This is a genomic window from Neopoerus faecalis (assembly GCF_029218125.1).
GTDB lineage: Bacteria > Bacillota > Clostridia > Oscillospirales > Oscillospiraceae > Oscillibacter > Oscillibacter faecalis_A.
In genome coordinates this window covers 61598-80753 of the sequence record NZ_JARFXX010000004.1, presented here as the reverse complement: position 1 = coordinate 80753, position 19156 = coordinate 61598, and the positions used below count along the sequence as shown (strand labels likewise).

Genomic DNA, 19156 nt, shown 5'->3' with positions numbered 1-19156 from the left:
CATTGTCCGCCTGCACACCAATTATCTGCGGATAAACTGCAAATTCATATCCACCCGGCCGTTGATGCCGGCTACCGTGCAACTGCTGGAGAACTGCCAGTAATCCATGTGGTAAGCCAACGTCGGGCACAGCCGCTCGGAGGAGCTGCCCTTATACTCCGGGTACCAACTGATATAATCCGCCAGCGCCCCCTGATCGTACTTCATGTAAGTAACATACGAGCCCGCATAGACCATCGGCGTATAGCCCGCCGCCTTGACCCGCTCGCAGAACGCCACCGCACAGGCCGTGGCCATCTCTGGAGACGTACCGTAGACACGGTAGGTGGAATCGTGCATTTCCCAGTCATAGGCCACCGGCCCGTCGATGTCCAGGCCCTCCAGCAGACTGATGACGTAATCCGCCTCCTCGATAGCCTCCTCAACGGTAATAGCCTGCGCGAAAAAGTACACGCCCGTTTCCAGCCCCGCGTCCAAAGCGCCGCGAATGTTTTCCTCATAGCGGCTGTCGGTATTCAGGCTGCCTGTGCCGTAGCCACGGTAGCCCACCCGAATCATGGCAAAGTCAATATTGTCATTGGCTACAGCATTCCAGTCCACCGTGCCCTGATAGGAGGAAATGTCCACGCCGTAGCGAGTGCGGAACTCATCACCCAGATACTCCAAGCGGTCCGGCTTGTCAAGAGACCACGCAAAATTTAAGTCCGCAAAGGTGTTCAGAGACCGGTCACAGTAAAGCGGCACTTCCTTTCCGCCATAGGTGATGGTGCGGCCCAGCAGCGTGCCGGGCGTATAGACCTCCGAGGGCTGAATGGCCGGCTTCTCCGGCTCTGTGGGCGTATCCGGCTCTGCCGTGCCGCTCTCAAAAATGACCTCCGCCGTGCCGAAATTGCGAATCTCTCCGTAAACCGTGCAGTCAATCAGCGTTACCTTGCCTCTGACGCCCGGCGCCACCAGCAAATCTCCGTCTATCTCCGCCCGGTTCAGTACAGCCCCCTCTGTGGAGCTGACCAAAAGGCTGCCCCGAGCCGTACCTGTCCATTCCACCGTATCCTTCACCAGCGTATTGACCATGTTTCCAAGGATGTTGACGATTTCCGCCCGGGTGATAGGCTCTGTCGGCCGGAAGCGGCCATTGGCAGAATCCGTGATATAGCCCCGGGCCGTAAATTCCGAAACATAGGGGGCCGCATACTCCGCAACCTGTGCCGCATCCTCATAGCTGAGCGAAACGGTCTCCGGCGCAATGCGGAACGCCCGCCCGATCATCGCCACCGCCTGCTGGCGGGTGATGGTACTGTTAGACAGTGCCTTACCCTCATTGCCCAGATACACACCGGCAGCGTGGAGCTTTAAAATAGCATCCTCCCAGTAGGTACCCGGCGTATCGGAAAACGTATCTGCCGGGGAGACCTCCTGAAAATGGAGAAAGCGGTCCAGAATCCCAGCAAACGCACCCCGCGTAATGGAATTATCCGGGCGGAACGTACCGTCATCATAGCCCTGAATGATGCCGTACTCCCCGGACCATTTGTTGATGGACTCCTCCGCCCAATGCCCTGTTGTATCGGTAAAGGCCGACGCGGTCATGGCCGTGCAGCCCACGGCCAGCAAAGCCGCCGCCAGCCAGCCTCCAATCTTCTTTTTCATAATCGCTCCTTTTTCCGTCATACTTCGACGGTCTCTCTCAAAAAAACACCACAGCTCATGGCGAGCTGTGGTGTTATGTCGCCCTACAGGGCAATCATACCAAAAAGGAAAGGAGCGGTCAAGGCAGGCGGCGCAATTTATACAGGAAAAGTTTGGTTACAGCGCGGCTGCGCTCATTTCGAAAATCGCAGCGTTATTCCACCGTGACGCTCTTGGCAAGGTTCCGGGGCTTATCAATGTCGCAGCCATCCCGCAAAAGCATCGCTTTTGCGGGAACCCTGTGATTTTACTCAAATCGCCCGAAATGAATTCGGTCGATTTCAAGATTTTGCGCCGAAAGCGCAAAATACTTGTACGCCGCAGCGGCGGCGCGTCAGCGCGGCTGCGCTCATTTCGAAAATCGCAGCGTTATTCCACCGTGACGCTCTTGGCAAGGTTCCGGGGCTTATCAATGTCGCAGCCGCGCTGGAGGGCCACATAATAGGCGAAGAGCTGCAGCGGCACTACGCCCAAAGACGGCTGCACTACCGCGTGCGCCGCGGGCACTGCCACCGTAGCATCAGCGGTGCGCTCCATTTTCTCACGGAACGGCTCCGTGGTCAGCGCCAGCACCTCGGCCCCCCGGGCCTTGACCTCCACCACGTTGCTCATGGCCTTATCGAAAAGCGGCGCGTAGGTCCCCAGCGCGATGACCAGCGTTCCCGGCTCAATGAGGGAAATGGTGCCGTGCTTCAGCTCACCGGAGGCGTATGCCTCGGAGTGGATATAGCTGATCTCCTTGAGCTTCAGAGAGCCCTCCAAGCCCATGGCGTAATCCAGATTCCGGCCGATGAAGAAAATGGAATTATGATTAAAGTACCGGGAGGCGAAATACTTCACATCCTCCGTGCTGTCCAATACGGTTTGCAGCTTTTCCGGCAGAGTTTCCAGCTCATGCAGGATGGCCGTATATTCCTCACGGGAGACCGTTCCCAGCAGGTCACCGAGATAAAGAGCGATCATGTCCATCAGGGCCAGCTGCGTGGAATATGCCTTTGTGGTAGCCACGGCGATCTCCGGCCCCGCCCATGTATAGAGCACATTGTCCGCCTCACGGGCGATGGAGGAACCCACCACGTTCACAACGGCCAGCGTCCGGCCGCCAAGGCGCTTGGCCTCCCGCAGGGCGGCCATGGTATCCAGCGTTTCGCCGGACTGGCTGATGAAAATCACCAGAGAGTGATCGTCCACCAGCGGATCGCAGTAGCGGAACTCCGAGGCGAGGCACACCTCCACTGGGCGGCGGAGCAGGCGCTCCCAGTTATACTTGCTGACCATGCCCACATGGTAGCTGGAGCCGCAGGCCACGACGAAAATACGGCTAATGCTGCGTACATAGTCCGCTGTCAGGTGCAGGTCATCCAGCACCACCCGTCCGTCCCGGATGCGGGGCGAGACTGTTTTGCGGATAGCCTCCGGCTGCTCAAAAATCTCCTTGAGCATGAAGTGGGGATAGCCGCCCTTTTCTGCGGCGGACACATCCCAGTCCACATGGCTGTGGGGCTTTTCAATGGGCTCCATCTCATCGTTGAACAGGCTCACACCCTCCGCTGTCAGGACTGCGATCTCCCCATCCTCCATGTAAATAACGTCCCGGGTATGCCCGATGACCGCCGTTACATCGGAGGCGATGAAATTTTCCCCCTCGCCGCAGCCGATGATAAGCGGGCTGTCCTTACGGGCGGCGATAAGAGCATTGGGATAGTCGGCACAGATGATGCCGAAAGCGTAGGAGCCCTCAATGCGCCGCAGCACACGGCCCACGGCCTCCAGCATATTATGGCATTCCCGGTAATGGAACTCCAAAAGCTGGGCCACTACTTCCGTGTCCGTTTCTGACTTGAACTTCACGCCGTGGCGCAGAAGCTGCTGCTTGATCTCCATATAGTTTTCGATGATGCCGTTGTGCACCAGCGCGATTCGCCCGTCCTCGCTGACATGGGGGTGTGCGTTGATGTCATTGGGCTCGCCATGGGTAGCCCAGCGGGTATGGCCGATGCCGAGGGTCCCCTCCACATCCGCGCCGCCGTGAATCATGTCCGACAGCACCTGAAGCCGCCCCTTGGACTTATAAATCTGCAGGCCCTTTTCCCCGGACCGCACTGCCACGCCGGCAGAGTCATAGCCCCGGTACTCCATCCGGGACAGGCCCTCCAGCAAAATGGGCGCCGCCTGTTGATGGCCCACATAGCCGATAATACCACACATAAATAAAAATCCTCCTGAAATTGATTTCAAAAGGACAAACGCGCAGAAATTTGTCACTTTCTCGCAGTCAGCATTTCTCTGTTCCGCTGTCGCCCGCGTATTTGTAAATGCTGTCACATGGCTGCGGCCATGGAGGGGTATCCGCCGAATTTTCGATACGCCCCTCACCTCGTTATCCCGCCGGGAAAGCCCCTGCGGGCACATGGCGCTTATGATGGGCCGGGCCCATAGCCTCCTTTCCAGTCTGCGTCTTGATTCATTTTATGTGCAAGGCCCCGGGCGGATACCACCCGGAGGCCGTGACACCTATTTACTTCTTCTCCACGATATGCGCCGCGTCCTTATAGACATGGTTCGCCGGAATGACGCCCCGGACACAGGAGGTGGGGTACACATTTGAGTCCGGGCCAATAACCGTACCGGGATTGAGTACGCTGTTGCAGCCTATCTCCACCCGGTCACCCAGCATGGCGCCCACCTTTTTGCGGCCCGTTTCCACCTGCTCCGCGCCGTCCTTCACCACCACCAGAAGCTTGTCGCTCTTGACATTGGAGGTGATGGAGCCGGCGCCCATGTGGGACTTATAGCCAAGGATAGAATCCCCCACGTAATTATAATGGGGCACCTGCACGTTATCAAAGAGAATCACGTTTTTCAGCTCTGTGGAGTTGCCCACCACGCAGTCATTCCCCACCAGCGCACTGCCCCGGATAAAGGCGCACTGCCGGACCTCCGTGCGGTGGCCGATGATGCAGGGGCCGTGGAGATATGCGCTCTTGAACACCGTTGCGTCCTTGGCCACCCAAACATCCTCCAGCACATTACCGTCCCAGTCTTTCGGGTGGAAATATTCCTCCTCCGGTAGACACCGGCCAAGCTCCAAAATCAAATCGGAGATACCGGCCAGCGCCTCCCACGGGTAAGTAAATTTACTAAGATACACCCCGGCCAGAGAATGCTCCAGCGAATAAAGCTCCTTTACAGTCAGCATTACTTCTTCACCTCGATCAAATGGCCGCTTTTCTCCATGGCGGCGATGATATGGTCCACCCACTTTTCACATTCCTCGGCAGTCCCAGCCTCCGCCATGACCCGGAGTACCGGCTCCGTGCCGCTCTTGCGCAGCAGCACCCGGCCGGAATCCCCCAGTGCGGCGGTGCATTCGTCCACCGCCGCCTGCACGGCGCTGTCCGAAAGCGTAGCGTCTTTATCATCCACCCGGACGTTTTTCAAGACCTGCGGATACATGGAAACGCCGGAGGCCAGCACACTCAGGGGCAGTTGGGTCTCCATCATCACCTCCATGAGCATCAGAGCGGTGATGAGCCCGTCGCCGGTGTGGGCGTATTTGCGGAAAATGATGTGCCCGGACTGCTCGCCGCCCAGCACATAGTCATTTTCCTTCATGTTCTCGTAAACGTAGCGGTCCCCCACCGCGGTCTTTTCATAGCGGATGCCCGCCTTGTCCAGCGCCTTATACAGTCCAAAGTTGCTCATGACCGTTGTGACCAGCGTATTGCCGGGGAGCTGCCCCCGCTCCTTGAGAAACTTGGCGCAGATGTACATGATCTTATCACCGTTCAAAACCTCGCCCCGCTCATCCACGGCAAGGCAGCGGTCGGCATCTCCGTCAAAGGCAAAGCCCACATCCAGATGGTGCTCCCGGACATAGAGCTGAAGTCCCTCAATATGGGTGGAGCCGCAGTCCATGTTGATATTCACGCCGTCCGGCTGGTCATTGATCACGTAGGTCTTGGCTCCCAGCGCGTCAAACACCGCCCGGCCGATCATCCAGGAGCTGCCGTTGGCGCAGTCCAGACCTACCTTGTGCTTTTCAAAGGACCGGGCCGCAAGGCTGGTGAGGTAGCCGATATAGCGGTTGCGGCCGGAATAGAAGTCGATGGTCTTGCCGATCTTCCCCTCCGTGGCCCACGGCAGCGCGGCGGGCTCCCCGTCAATGAACCGCTCCAGCTCCGCCTGCAGCGCGTCCTCCATTTTCTCGCCGATGCCATTCATCAGCTTGATGCCGTTATCATAGAACGGATTGTGGCTGGCGGAGATCATCACGCCGCAGTCAAACCGCTCCGTCCGGGTGATATAGCTGACGCATGGCGTGGTAGTTACGTGCAGCAGATAAGCGTCCGCCCCGGCGGAGGTAATACCCGCCGCCAGCGCGTTTTCAAACATATAGGATGACCGCCGGGTGTCCTTGCCGATGACGATACGGGCCGTGTCATCAGGATGCAGGCGGCTATAGTGCCAGCCAAGAAAGCGTCCTACCTGAAAGGCGTGCTCCGCTGTCAGGTCTACACCAGCCTTGCCCCGAAATCCGTCTGTACCGAAATATTTACCCATAAGAACCGAATGCTCCTTTGATATATTGTTAAAACGCGGCTTCCCGCCGCGGAAACGGCTGTTTTATCTTACCTATTCTCTATAGGAAACGCAAGAGGGAATTTGTGAATTTTCAGGCAGCGCACATAATTTTCCGCTTGCCTGCCCCACACTGTCATAAGAGAGGGGGCATTTGGCATGATCACCGCGCTGCTGCGTACCGTCATTCTTTATTTTCTCATCATGACCGGCCTGCGGCTCATGGGAAAACGCCAGATTGGCGAGCTGGAGCCAAGCGAGCTGGTGCTGACCATGATGATCTCCGACCTTGCCACCGTCCCCATGCAGGACTTTGGGATTCCGCTGCTGGCCGGGGTCATCCCCATTCTGACACTGCTTTCCCTTTCCATGCTGCTCAGTCAGCTATCCCTTTTGAGTCTGCGTTTTCGGGAACTGATGTGCGGCACCCCGTCCATCCTCATCCGAAACGGCAAGCTCCAGCAGGATGCCATGCGGAAAAACCGCTACACGCTGGACGAGCTGCTGGAACAGCTCCGGGGACAGGGCTATGTCTCCGTGGACGAGGTACGCTGGGCCGTACTGGAAAATTCCGGTCAGCTCTCCATTCTGCCGTGGGCGCGGCAGCGGCCCCCCACAGCGGAGGAGCTTGGCCTCACCCCCGAGGAGGACGAGCTGCCCTTCATTCTCATCAACGATGGCCGGATCGTCCGGCGAAATCTTGCCCGCAGCGGGCGGAACGAGGCTTGGCTCCAAAAGGAGCTGCGGCGGACAGGACATTCCGCCGGGGAAATTTTTCTTTTAACGGTGGATGGCAGCGGCAAGGTCCTCTGTATCCCGAAGGAGGCGAAGCCGTGAAGCGTCTGCTTTTGCCGCCGATAGCGGTGCTGTGCGCCCTGCTGGCCCTTTCCCTCTGGAACAGCAGCCACATGGAGCGTCAAACCCGGCGCTGGCGCGCCCAGCTTCAGGAAACAGACCGTCTGGCCCAATCGGAATGCTGGGCCGAGGCGCTGGATTCCCTTTGGGAGAGCTATGATGACTGGACACTCCGGCAGACCTATCTCCACATTGTTTCCCACCATGATGCCGTGGACGATGCGGAGGCCATGTACCGCCGGGCCATGGCCTTTGCCGAAACGCAGGAAATTACGGAGTTTCGTGCAGAACTGTCCGATCTCATGGATCAGCTCCGCCTCATCTCGGAAATGGAAGCGCTGAATATCAGGAATGTGCTATAGCTTACTTCTCCGCCAGGAGCTTATTCAGCTCCGCCATAAAGGTATCAATATCCTTGAACTGCCGGTAAACGGAGGCGAAGCGGACGTAGGCCACCTGATCCACTGACCGCAGACGCTCCATGACCTTCTCGCCGATGTCCGCCGTGCGAATCTCGCGCTCCATGGAGTTCTGGAGCTCCTGCTCGATCTCATCGGCAATGTGCTCCAGCTCCGCTAAAGACACCGGCCGCTTTTCGCAGGCCCGAATCATGCCCCGCAGGACCTTCTGCCGGTCAAAGCTCTGGCGGCTTCCGTCCTTCTTGATGACCACGATGGGGAGGCATTCCACCGTTTCATAGGTGGTAAAGCGCTTGCCGCAGGCAAGGCACTCCCGTCGGCGGCGGATGCTGGCATTTTCATCGGCGGGGCGGGAATCGATGACCTTGCTCTCGGGATGACCGCAAAACGGACACTTCATGGGAAACAACCTCCTGACCGGCGCCCGTGACCCGGGGCCGTTTAAGTATAGAATACCATGATTAGTTTACCATATTTCATTTCCGTTTGGTATCCCTATTTTCATTTTTTTAAAAAACAGGCCACTCCGCGTCATCAAAGGCAAAAATCCAGAAGTCGCTGCCCTTGATCTGCCGAAAGGACGCAAAGCAAAACAGCTCCTCCAGCGGGAACGGCGCATCGTCCGCTCTGGGAAAGGCCAGCAGCAGCCGTCCGTCCACGCGGCAGGTCAAAACTCCCTGCCGCGCTTGAATCGCCCGCAGAAAACGCTCGCTTCGTACCGGAGGTGCTGCCGGGTCTACCGGCAGCCATTGCGGCGTTGCCCGCTCCGGCATCCGGAGTTCTCCCCGCAGAATACGGCCTATGGGCGCGGTCATGCTCCGGGAAAAGCGGCGGCGGAGGTGCAGCCGGTCACCCTCCGGCTCCGGGATGCCGATTCGCAGTGCCCCGCTCTCTCCCACGGCCCACGCACACCACAGTCCCTCCCGCCGGACACAGCTCATATCCAGCACCGTATCCGATGCCGCCGCTTCCACCGTCAGCTCCCCTACGGTCTCCCCTCCCGCCAGAACCGGATACTTGTCCATAGCTCTCCACCTCCGTACGCAAAAAGACCGCCTGCGCGATTCTACGCGCAGACGGTCTTGAATATACCGCGTCAGCCGATGGTATATGTTCCCCGCACCAGCAGCTTCACCGTGTCGGCCCCGGCCTTGACGCCCCGGTTCTCCACAGTCATCATGTACAGATGGTTTGCCGCCAGCGCTCCGCCGCCGCTGAGGGTACTGCCGGAGGTCTCGTCCACCAGCCCCGGAGTGGATGCCGCCACACAGGTCGCAGACCCCACCCGCAGCATAACCTCACAGCCGATGTCGCCGGTGAGGACCTGTCCCTTGGAAAGCGTCACCACGGAAAATTCCATGCCGGCGCCGGACTGGCCCAGTCCGCTGTTCCGCTGGGCGATCTTCTGGTCCACCCTGTCCATGATCTGCCCCATAAACGTTTCGTTCAGGTAGCTCAGCGTGATGAGCGGGTCCGTGGCGGAGCCCGGCTCCACCGCAAGCGAAACGCCGCTCATTGCCACGCAGCTCACTGCCAGCAGCCCTATCAGGCGCAGTCCCCATCTGTTTTTCATATCCTATGTACCTCCCATCCCGCGGGCACAATGCGCTTTCCGCGGAATTTCTTACGTTTTCTATGAAGCCGCCGTTTTTTGTAAGCCGCCCCTGAAAGGTTCCCCTTTCAGGGGACAGTTCCCTACACCAGTTGATCGTGGGGCAGCCCAAAGCTCACCGCAATGGCGGTGTCTACCTTCTCCATCACAGCCTCCTCCACATGGCCCATCCGCTCCCGCAGGCGCTTTTTATCCAGCGTCCGCACCTGCTCCAGCAGGATAATGGAATTGCGGCTGAGGCCGCAGCTTTGATCCACAGGCAGGTCAATATGCGTCGGCAGGCGGGCCTTGCCCGTCTGAGAAGTGATCGCCGCCGCGATAACCGTCGGGCTGTAGCGGTTTCCTGTGTCATTTTGAATGATGAGGACCGGGCGGACGCCGCCCTGCTCGCTGCCCACCACCGGAGAGAGATCGGCATAGTAAATATCGCCGCGCTTCACAGTTGTATCCACAAAGTTCACACTCCGCCGAAAAAAGTACCCGTCACCTGATCGGTGAGGCCACTTTCATTCTCCCACGCCGCTTCGGAATTTATACCAGCGGGGCAAAATTCCGATGTCCCGCCTCCAAAGCATCCTATGCGCCGGACAGGGCCGGAGTGCTATGCAATTCGATTGACGTCCTATTACAGCAAACGCAGGCTGCGCTCTATTTCCTGACCGTTCTCCATATAGACACGCGGTACCCGCTTGTTTACCGCGCAGGTCAGCTCGTAGGGAATTGTATCCAGCAGCGCGGCAAGGCTGCCCACGCTCTGCCGCTGTCCGAACAGCTCCACCGTGTCGCCCACTTTCACTTCCGGTAAATCCGTCAGGTCCACCATGCACATATCCATGCAGATGCGGCCCCGAATCGGTGCCGGGCCGTAGTCCGTCTGCACCGATGCACGGTTGGAAAGCCCCCGGAAAAAGCCGTCCGCGTAGCCTACCGGCAGCACGCCGATACGCGTTTTTCCCTCTGTGCGGAACGTTCTTCCGTAGCTGACGGTGGTATCCGGATCAAAGACCTTAATGGTGGAAATACTGGTTTTCAGGCGCATGACCGGCTTTAGTCCCAGCCGCTCCGCATCACTCCCCTCACCGTAGAGCGCAATACCAGGACGCACCATATCCAGATACATCTCCGGGTAGCGGGTCAGCGCGCCGCTGTTGGTGCAGTGGCGGATGCGGAACGTGCACCCCTTGGCGGCCAGCGCGTCTAAAACGCGGGTGAACACGCCGAACTGCTCCCGGGTGTACGCCTCGTACTCCGCACCGTCCATATCGGACACGGCAAAATGTGTGAAGATACCCTCGGCATCCAGCCCCGGCAGGGCACAGGCCGCCGCAATGGCGTTCACACCGCTTTCAAAATGCTCTCCCCGGACAAGGAAACCCAGCCGGGACATTCCGGTATCCACCTTGATGTGGACCCGCAGCGTTCCACCGCATTTCTGCGCCTCTGCGCTGTATTCCTCAGCCTTGGCCATGGCGGACACCGCCTGTGTGATGTGGTAAGAAATGAGCTGAGGCACCATTTCCGGCGGCGTGTGCCCCAAAATCAAAATTGGCATAGTAATGCCGCCGTGGCGCAGCTCCCGGGCCTCGTCCAGACTGGAGACCGCCAGATAATCCGCCCCCAACTGCTCCAGTTTCCGGGATACCTGCACAGCGCCGTGGCCGTAAGCGTCCGCCTTTACCACGCCCAAATACTTCACACCGTCGCCGATTCGCGTCCGTGCCACTTTATAATTATGTTCCAGCGCATCCAGATCGATCTCCGCCCATGTGCGCCGTAAAATTGCATCCTCCAAAATACTCACCTGTCTTATGTAGATTCGCGGGGCAGCCCCGCCTGCTCTGTTTCCGTTTCGCTGATTATATCACAAAATGAAAAGCTCGTAAACTCCGCTGTTAAAATTGTTTCGCCCTCCACGGCGATCTCCCCCAAAAACGGCGTTCCATCCGCCCGCCGGAGCCAGATTGTTGTCACAATGTCCCCGCCGCCGCTGCCGGTCTGCTCCAGCGCCAGCCGGACGCAGGGGATATCCTGCCGCTCCTCGGTGTTTTCCTCCAGCAGCCACCCCTCCCGCAAAGCATTGAGCATCCGTACCGGCACCGTGGCAGGGGAAATTTGCTCCGCGCTGAGAGGGCCGATGTTCAGGCACAGATCGCTGTATTCCAGCGACCAGTCCGCCTCCCGAAGCACTGCCCGGACCCCGGCCAGCTCCAGCGGCTCCGTCACCTCCACCGTGCTCTCTCCCTCCGGGGCGTAATGGCATTGCAGCGTGGCAGCCCACTCCCGCTGCGCTTCGCCGCAGACAACCTTCATTGTCAGCTCACAGCCGCTCATCTCCCGATAGGCCGCCCGGATGTCCGTTTCCTCCGCCTGCTCCTTGCAGCCGCACAGCAGCAGGCACAGGGCTATCATTGGTACACATTTTCCAATGTGCACCGCGCTCCCTCCGTTATTCCAAAATTTCCCGGATGGCCAGCGGCAGATGCTCTGCAACCGCCTCCGGCATAACGCCGTAAGCTGTCAGCTCCGCTTCCAGCAAATCGCCGGCCCGGCCGTGGAGCCACACGCCCGCTACTGCCGCCTGCACCGCATCGACTCCCTGCGCCAGCAGGGACGCGATGACACCGGTGAGCACATCGCCGCTGCCGCCTTTGGCAAGACCGCTGCCGCCGGTGGTGTTCATCAGCACCTCGCCCGTTGGGGCGGCCGTTACCGTCCCATGGCCCTTCAGCACCAGCACGCAGCCGTGGCGCATGGCAAAGTCCCGCGCCGCCTGCTGCCGATCCCCATGGCTCAGGTCCCCGCCTATGCGGGAAAATTCCACCGCGTGAGGCGTCAACACTGTCACTTTGTCCCGGCGGGCGTCCAGAACATCTATATGCCCGGAAAGTGCGTTTATGCCATCCGCGTCCAGCACCACCGGCTTCTCCGTTCCCAGCAGCGCCCACACCAGCTCCGCCGTTTCATCTCCCCGGCCAAGGCCGGGGCCGAGGGCCAGCACATCGCAGCCTTGCAGACGCTCCCGCAGCAGCGGCAGCGCCCCAAGGCACAGCCGCCCGTCCCGCTCCGGCAGCGGAAACGGCATGGCGGAGCTGCACTTCACCGCCTCGATGGGCCAGATGGACTCCGGTACGCCCACGGACACCAGCCCGCAGCCCGTCCGCACCGCCGCCGACGCCGCAAGATACGGCGCACCGGTGTAGCCCACGGCACCGCCCACGATCAAAACCTTGCCGAACGTCCCCTTATGACCGTCCTCCCGCCGGTGCGGCAGTGCCCGCCGCACCAGCTCCGGCCCGACAAATTGCGTTTCCACCGGCATCGCTCCTTCGTTTTTTCTCTCATTATATATGGCGGTGCCTTTCCGTGCAATCCCTTTCGCAATTTTCCCGCAAAAGTCGGAAAACCGTCATTTTTGCTCTTGCATTTGCCGTCTTTTTGTGGTATATGTAGAAAAGTCATCAGCGATGAAGGGGAAAATAACCCGAAACGCCGCCGCAGAGAGGGTCGGTCACCGGCTGCAAGCCGACCTGCGGACGCTTGGTTTGGTTCGCCCCGGAGCTTCCATGGAGACATGGCGGTCACCCTCCGTTATCAGGGCACAAGTGTGCGCTTTGGCGCAAATTTGGGTGGTACCGCGGAAGTGAGCCTTTCGTCCCAATGTGGGACGGAGGGCTTTTTGTTTTGCACCGCGGCCTGAACCGAACATCCCAATTCCAACAAAAAGGAGTTTTGCTTTTATGATGAAAGAACAACTGGAAGCCATCCGCAATGGCGCGCTGGACTCCATCGTGGGCACGAAGGCCGCGGCGGAACTGGACGCGCTGCGGGTCAAGTACCTGGGCAAAAAGGGCGAGTTGACCGCCGTGCTCAAGCAGATGGGCAGCCTCTCCGCCGAGGAGCGCCCCATCATGGGCCAGATGGCAAACGAGGTCCGTGCCGCCGTGGAAAAGGCCATTGAGTCTCAGGCCGCCATTTTGCAGAAGGCGGCGCTGGAGGCCAAGCTGAAGGCCGAGACGCTGGACATCACCATCCCCGGCAAGGAGGTGGCTCTGGGCCACAAGCACCCCATGTACACCGTGCTGGATGAGATCAAGCAGGTGTTCCTTGACATGGGCTTTGAGATCATGGACGGCCCAGAGATCGAGCTGGAAAGCTACAACTTTACAAAGCTCAACGCCCCTGAGTCCCACCCTTCCCGTGACTGGACGGACACGTTCTATCTCACGGAAGATTCCAAGATTTTGCTGCGGACCCAGACCTCTCCCATGCAGATCAGAGCCATGGAGGAGCACGGCGTACCCATCCGCATGATCTCCCCCGGCCGGGTGTACCGCAAGGACGAGGTGGACGCCACCCACTCCCCCATGTTCCATCAGATCGAGGGTCTGGTGGTGGACAAGGGCGTGACCATGGCAGACCTGAAGGGCACGCTGAACGCCGTGATCAAGAAAATCTACGGCCCCGCCTCCGTCACCCGCTTCCGTCCCCACCACTTCCCCTTCACCGAGCCGAGCTGCGAGGTGGACATCCAGTGCCACAAGTGCGGCGGCAAGGGCTGCCCCACCTGCAAGGGCGAGGGCTGGATCGAAGTGCTGGGCGCCGGTATGGTGCACCCCAAGGTGCTGCGCAACTGCGGCATTGATCCGGACGAGTATTCCGGCTTCGCCTTCGGCATGGGCCTTGAGCGCTTCGCCATGGGCCACTTCAAAATCAGTGACCTGCGCCTGATTTTTGAAAACGACGAGCGGTTCCTGCAGCAGTTCTAATATTCTCGCCAAAATGGCACAGCCATTTTGCGCGGATTTTGCAGAGTGCCGCAGCGCACTCGCCGCAAGCGGCTCGCACGTTTGCACTCTGCGCAGTGTTTTTTGCGACGTACACGCCGTCGCAAAAAACAATTTCAATAATTTGCCGCAGGCGGCAATAAGCACCTCAAGATAATAAAGAGGAGGATAGACAATGATTCTTTCCCGTAAATGGTTAAATGAATTTGTAGATGTTTCCGACATCAGCGACCGTGAGTTTGACGAGGCCATGACCCTCTCCGGCTCCAAGGTGGAAACCGTCACGGCGCTGAACGAGTCTCTGAAAAATGTGGTGGTGGGCCAGATTCTCTCCATGGAGAAACACCCGGACAGCGACCATATGTGGGTCTGCCAGATCGATGTGGGACAGGCGGAGCCTACCCAGATCGTCACCGGCGCATGGAACATCCATGTGGGCGATCTGGTGCCCGTGGCCCAGCATAAGTCCCTGCTCCCCAACGGCACGAAAATTGAAAAGGGCAAGCTCCGGGGCGTGGAGTCCAACGGGATGCTGTGCTCTCTCAAGGAGCTGAACCTCACCGCCGACCACGATTATCCCTACGCCGTCATCACCCCCGCCGCTCTGCTGAACGACTATCACCCGCTGGACAAGGACAAGCCCTCCATCCCCGCCGACATCAAGCCCGGCGATAAGGTGTTCGGCCCCGTGGTCTGCGGCAAGGTGCTGGAATGTGAGGCCCAGCCGAACGGCAGCTTCCACACCACGCTGGATACCGGCAGCGCCACAGCCTGCCCCGATACCGTCTGCTCCAACCTGCGCGCAGGCGATCTGGTGGCTTACAATACCAAGACGGATTCCATCTGCACCCTCTCCGACCTCCATGCGGAGCAGGCGGAGTTCCCCCACTGCATCCCCGACGGTATCTTCGTGCTGCGGGAGGACGTCGCTCCCGGTGAGGATATTGCCAAGGTCATCGGCGCCGACGATCATGTGGTGGAGTTTGAGATCACCCCCAACCGGCCCGACTGCCTCAGCGTCATCGGCCTTGCCCGCGAGGCCAGCGCCACCTTCGGCCGTCCCCTGAAGCTGCACACCCCTGAAGTGAAGGGCTGCGGCGGCTCTATCGCCGAGTTGGTGGATATTGACATCGAGGATGGCGAGCTCTGCCCCCGGTACACCGCCCGGATGGTGAAAAACGTGAAGATTCAGCCATCTCCGGCATGGATGCGGGAACGGCTGCGGAACTCCGGTGTCCGCCCCATCAACAACATCGTGGACATCACGAACTACGTCATGCTGGAATACGGCCAGCCCATGCACGCCTTTGACTTCTCCTGCGTGGAGGGCGGACACATCATCGTCCGCACCGCCCGTGAGGGCGAGACCATTCAGACCTTAGACGGCAATCAGCGGAACCTGACCACCTCCATGCTCTGCATCTGTGACGAGAACAAGCCCGTTTGCGTGGCGGGCGTCATGGGCGGTGCCAACAGTGAGATCGTGGGCGATACCGCCATGGTCCTCTTTGAATCCGCCAACTTCAACGGCACCTCTGTCCACCGCACCGCCGCCGCTCTGAATATGCGTACCGACGCTTCCTCCCGCTATGAAAAGGGTCTGGACCCCATGAACACCCTGAAGGCCGTGGAGCGGGCCTGCGAGCTGGTGGAGCTGCTGGGCGCCGGCGAGGTGGTGGAGGGCGTGATGGACGTCATCGCCAAGGACTCCAACCCCGTCACCGTGAAGCTGGAGCCGGAGAAGGTCAACGGCCTGCTGGGCACCGATGTTTCCCGTGAGGAAATGGTCCGGATTCTGGAAGCTCTGGACTTCAAGGTGGAGGGCGACACCATCCATGTTCCCTCCTGGCGGTCCGACGTGGAGCACTACTCCGACATCGCCGAGGAGGTAGCCCGGTTCTACGGCTACAACAACATCCCCGACACCCTCTCCAACGGCCTCACGGAGCGCCGCGGCTTTACGGAGCTTCAGCAGACGGAGAACCTGCTGGGCGCTGTCTGCCGCGCCGCCGGTTACGATGAGATCATCACCTATTCCTTCATCAGCCCCACCTATTATGATAAGATCGATCTTCCCAAAGACTCTCCGCTGCGGGACTCCCTGAAGATTTTGAACCCGCTGGGCGAGGACACCTCCATCATGCGAACCACCACGTTGCCCTCCATGCTGGAAATTCTCACCCGGAACTACAATTTCCGCAACAAGTCCGCCAAGCTCTATGAACTGGGCCGGGCCTACTTCAAGCGGGCCGACGGACTGGCGGACGAGCCGAAGGTCCTGACACTGGGCGCCTACGGCGATGGTGTGGATTTCTTCTCCCTCAAGGGCGCGGTAGAGGCTGTTTTGAAGCAGCTCCGCATTGAAAATGTCCGCTTTACCGCCGACAGCGAGAATCCCTCCTATCATCCCGGCCGCTGTGCCAAGGTTTTTAGTGGGGACCGTCTGCTGGGTGTCTTGGGCCAGGTCCATCCCCATGTGGCGGGCAACTACGGTGTGGACGCCGAGCTGTATGCCGCCGAGCTGCGGTTCGACGCGCTGTATGAAAGCAAGGGCTCCCAGCCCCTGTATCAGCCCCTGCCCAAGTTCCCCGCCGTCACCCGGGACATTGCCGTTGTCTGCGACAAGGCCGTTCCCGTGGGTGCGCTGGAGGACGCCATCCGCAAGGGTGCCAAGGGGCTTTTGAAGGAGGTTGACCTGTTTGACATCTACACCGGCGTCGGCATTGCTCCGGGCAAAAAGAGCGTGGCTTTCAGTCTGACACTGCGCTCTGATGACCGCAGCCTTACCGCCGAGGAGGCGGATGCCGACGTCCAGAGCATTCTGAATGCCTTGAAGCAGGAATGCGGCGCTGTTTTGCGGTAAGTGCTTCCCTGCCAGCCTCCTCGCCCCGCAGCGCGGGGACGCAGGCTACTGCGTACAAGCGTTCTGCACAGCAGAACCTTGGCGCAGACGGAATTCATTTCCGCCAAGCATTTTAAAGAACAGGGTTCCCGCAGACTGCTTAGCAGTCTGCGGGATGGCGGATGCCGTCGTCCAGAGTATTCTGGACGCTTTGAAGCAGGAGTGCGACGCTGTTTTGCGGTAAGTGCTTCCCTGCTCTCCCCGTCCTATAGCGTGTGGGGGCACCGCTGCCTCTGAAAATTGCCAAAAAGCGCCTGTGGAAAACCACAGGCGCTTTTTCAGGAATGATTATTACCATTTTGTTACATTTCCGTTTTTCCCTTTACTTCTCGTCCTAAACCGAGTATACTATTTTCATACTCAGTAGGAAGGCGGTGTCCGTATGGATGATTTCACCAGAAAATTCAGCATTGTGGACGAAAAGGATGCAGAAATTCGGCACATCCTGACTACCGTCTATCAGGCCCTTGAGGAAAAGGGCTACAATCCCATCAATCAGATTGTGGGCTACATTCTCTCCGAGGACCCCACCTATATCACGAACCACATGGGCGCCCGGACGCTGATTCGCAAGCTGGACCGGGACGAGCTTTTGCAGGTGTTGGTCAAGAAATATCTGGGACAATAAGTTTCAAGAGCCGGTGCAAAATGCCCCGGCTTTTTTATTTATTCTGTTGAAAAGCAAAATACAGCACCTGCTATGAGCGGGTGCTGTATTTTTATATTGTGCTTACACCTTGGGACCTGCGGCCACCACATCGGCGGGCATTTTATTGTATTTCTTGAAGTTCTCCACAAAGGACCTTGCCAGCTCCTTGGCTTTTGCCTCGTAGGCTGCCTTGTCCTTCCATGTGTTGGCGGGAATCATCAGTTCCTCCGGCACATTGGGGCAGCTTGTGGGAACGGCCACGCCGAAATAGGGATCGGTGACAAACTCCGCCTTCTCCAGCTCGCCGTTCAGCGCCGCCGTGACCATCGCACGGGTGTAGCTGAGCTTCATCCGCTTGCCAGTGCCGTTCCAGCCGGTGTTCACCAGATAGACCTTCGCGCCGGACTTTGCCACCTTTTCCGCCAGCATCTTCGCATACACGGAGGGGTCAAGCGGCATAAAGGGCGCGCCGAAGCAGGTAGAGAACGTGGGAACGGGAGAGGTGATGCCCCGCTCCGTACCGGCCAGCTTGGAGGTAAAGCCGGATACGAAATAGTACATAGCCTGCTTTTCATCCAGCCGGGAAATGGGCGGCAGCACGCCGTAGGCGTCCGCTGTCAGGAAAATAACCGTCTTGGGGGTAGCACACACGCCGGGAATGGCCGCATTGGGGATATAGTCCACCGGGTAGCCCACGCGGGTATTCTCCGTCAGGCTGCTGTCGGCATAGTCTGGGCGGCGGGTTTCCGGGTCGACGATCACATTCTCCACCAGCGCGCCGAAGCGGATAGCGCAGTAGATCTCCGGCTCGCTCTCCTCTGTCAAATCGATGCACTTAGCATAGCAGCCGCCCTCAAAGTTGAACACGGACTCATCCGCCCAGCCGTGCTCGTCATCACCGATGAGCTTGCGGTTGGGGTCGGCAGAAAGCGTGGTCTTGCCGGTGCCGGAGAGACCGAAGAAAATAGCGGAATCCCCATCCTTGCCGATGTTGGCGGAGCAATGCATGGGGAACACACCCTCTTTAGGCATCAGATAGTTCATCACGGAGAACACGGACTTCTTGATCTCGCCGGCATACTGGCTGCCGGCAATGAGGACCAGTTTCTTCTCATAGTCAATCATGATGGCCGCCTCGGAATGCGTGTGGTCCCGCTGGGGATCGCACTTGAAGCCGGGGACACAGATGATGGTGAAGTCAGCCTTGTAGTCCGCAAGCTGCTCCGCCGTGGGACGCAGCAAAAGCTGGTGGATAAAGAGATTCTGGCTGGCCAGCTCGTTGACGATGCGGAAGGCCTTGGTATGCCGGGTATCGGCGCCGGCAAAGCCATCAAACACAAAAATCTCCCGGTTCTGGAGATAGGCCACCATTTTTTCATACAGCGCGTCAAACACCGCCTGCGTGGTAGGCACGTTGATCTTGCCCCACGCGATATCGTCATGCACGCCCTCGCTGTCCACGATGAATTTATCGTTGGGAGAGCGGCCGGTGTACTTTCCCGTCCGCACGCACAGGGCGCCGGTATTGCTGAGCTGACCCTCGCCCCGGCGCAGCGCGTGCTCCACCAGCTGGGCCGGCTCCAAATTACGGTAAACAGCCTTGGGATTCAAAATGCCAAGCTGCTCCAAACCATAGGTCTCCATATTCGTTCCTCCTTTATTGAT

General features: G+C 59.0%; 17 protein-coding genes. 5 read left to right on the top strand and 12 right to left on the bottom strand.

Annotated features, from left to right (window positions below; all coding sequences use genetic code 11):
- Window positions 1-21: 21 nt before the first annotated feature.
- From PY311_RS06105 to glmM, 4 genes are all read right to left on the bottom strand, one after another.
- Window positions 22-1650 carry an S-layer homology domain-containing protein gene (locus PY311_RS06105; RefSeq protein WP_286147788.1) on the bottom strand — a complete coding sequence of 543 codons (1629 nt, stop codon included), beginning with the start codon at window positions 1648-1650 and terminating at the stop codon, window positions 22-24.
- A gap of 408 nt (window positions 1651-2058) precedes the next feature.
- Window positions 2059-3897 (bottom strand): glutamine--fructose-6-phosphate transaminase (isomerizing), encoded by a 1839-nt coding sequence (glmS, locus tag PY311_RS06100; protein ID WP_286147787.1) that lies wholly within the window; start codon window positions 3895-3897, stop codon window positions 2059-2061.
- A 310-nt stretch (window positions 3898-4207) separates the two neighbouring features.
- A complete protein-coding gene (locus PY311_RS06095; RefSeq protein ID WP_286147785.1) occupies window positions 4208-4888 on the bottom strand; it encodes an acyltransferase in 681 nt (226 codons plus the stop codon).
- Window positions 4888-6252 (bottom strand): phosphoglucosamine mutase, encoded by a 1365-nt coding sequence (glmM, locus tag PY311_RS06090; RefSeq protein ID WP_286147784.1) that lies wholly within the window; start codon window positions 6250-6252, stop codon window positions 4888-4890. The genes PY311_RS06095 and glmM overlap by 1 nt, the downstream gene beginning before the upstream one ends.
- Before the next feature lie 177 nt (window positions 6253-6429).
- Here glmM and PY311_RS06085 point away from each other — a divergent pair, with 177 nt between their 5' ends.
- Together PY311_RS06085 and PY311_RS06080 are read left to right on the top strand one after the other, a co-directional pair.
- On the top strand, window positions 6430-7107 hold the full coding sequence (locus tag PY311_RS06085) for a DUF421 domain-containing protein (protein ID WP_286147783.1): 678 nt from the start codon (window positions 6430-6432) through the stop codon (window positions 7105-7107).
- Complete coding sequence (locus PY311_RS06080) at window positions 7104-7487, top strand: DUF4363 family protein (RefSeq protein WP_286147782.1); 384 nt, start codon at window positions 7104-7106, stop codon at window positions 7485-7487. The genes PY311_RS06085 and PY311_RS06080 overlap by 4 nt, the downstream gene beginning before the upstream one ends.
- Before the next feature lies 1 nt (window position 7488).
- Here PY311_RS06080 and nrdR read toward each other — a convergent pair whose 3' ends face one another.
- From nrdR to PY311_RS06045, 7 genes are all read right to left on the bottom strand, one after another.
- The gene (gene nrdR / locus PY311_RS06075; protein WP_286147781.1) at window positions 7489-7944 is read right to left on the bottom strand and encodes a transcriptional regulator NrdR; all 456 of its coding nucleotides are present in this window, start codon (window positions 7942-7944) and stop codon (window positions 7489-7491) included.
- 109 nt (window positions 7945-8053) lie between these two features.
- Window positions 8054-8569: a hypothetical protein gene (locus tag PY311_RS06070; RefSeq protein ID WP_286147780.1), complete on the bottom strand. Its 516-nt coding sequence runs from the start codon at window positions 8567-8569 to the stop codon at window positions 8054-8056.
- Between the two features lie 71 nt (window positions 8570-8640).
- Window positions 8641-9117 carry a hypothetical protein gene (locus PY311_RS06065; RefSeq protein WP_286147779.1) on the bottom strand — a complete coding sequence of 159 codons (477 nt, stop codon included), beginning with the start codon at window positions 9115-9117 and terminating at the stop codon, window positions 8641-8643.
- Window positions 9118-9239: 122 nt separating this feature from the next.
- Window positions 9240-9608 carry a type II toxin-antitoxin system PemK/MazF family toxin gene (locus PY311_RS06060; RefSeq protein WP_286147778.1) on the bottom strand — a complete coding sequence of 123 codons (369 nt, stop codon included), beginning with the start codon at window positions 9606-9608 and terminating at the stop codon, window positions 9240-9242.
- A 173-nt stretch (window positions 9609-9781) separates the two neighbouring features.
- Window positions 9782-10948: an alanine racemase gene (gene alr, locus PY311_RS06055; protein WP_286147777.1), complete on the bottom strand. Its 1167-nt coding sequence runs from the start codon at window positions 10946-10948 to the stop codon at window positions 9782-9784.
- A 14-nt stretch (window positions 10949-10962) separates the two neighbouring features.
- Entirely contained in the window at window positions 10963-11589 is a 627-nt protein-coding gene (locus PY311_RS06050) for a hypothetical protein (RefSeq protein WP_286147776.1), read from the bottom strand.
- 13 nt (window positions 11590-11602) lie between these two features.
- Window positions 11603-12469: an NAD(P)H-hydrate dehydratase gene (locus PY311_RS06045; RefSeq protein ID WP_286147775.1), complete on the bottom strand. Its 867-nt coding sequence runs from the start codon at window positions 12467-12469 to the stop codon at window positions 11603-11605.
- A gap of 427 nt (window positions 12470-12896) precedes the next feature.
- On the opposite strand from PY311_RS06045, the gene pheS reads away from it, so the two are divergent.
- The 3 genes from pheS to PY311_RS06030 all read left to right on the top strand — a co-directional run bounded on the left by pheS (window position 12897) and on the right by PY311_RS06030 (window position 17470).
- Window positions 12897-13922 carry a phenylalanine--tRNA ligase subunit alpha gene (gene pheS / locus PY311_RS06040; RefSeq protein ID WP_286147989.1) on the top strand — a complete coding sequence of 342 codons (1026 nt, stop codon included), beginning with the start codon at window positions 12897-12899 and terminating at the stop codon, window positions 13920-13922.
- A gap of 193 nt (window positions 13923-14115) precedes the next feature.
- The gene (gene pheT, locus PY311_RS06035) at window positions 14116-16803 is read left to right on the top strand and encodes a phenylalanine--tRNA ligase subunit beta (protein WP_286147774.1); all 2688 of its coding nucleotides are present in this window, start codon (window positions 14116-14118) and stop codon (window positions 16801-16803) included.
- 421 nt (window positions 16804-17224) lie between these two features.
- A complete protein-coding gene (locus PY311_RS06030; RefSeq protein WP_286147773.1) occupies window positions 17225-17470 on the top strand; it encodes an IreB family regulatory phosphoprotein in 246 nt (81 codons plus the stop codon).
- 102 nt (window positions 17471-17572) lie between these two features.
- Here the strand turns inward: PY311_RS06030 and pckA are convergent, their stop codons facing one another.
- The gene (gene pckA / locus PY311_RS06025) at window positions 17573-19135 is read right to left on the bottom strand and encodes a phosphoenolpyruvate carboxykinase (ATP) (protein WP_286147772.1); all 1563 of its coding nucleotides are present in this window, start codon (window positions 19133-19135) and stop codon (window positions 17573-17575) included.
- Window positions 19136-19156 lie beyond the last annotated feature (21 nt).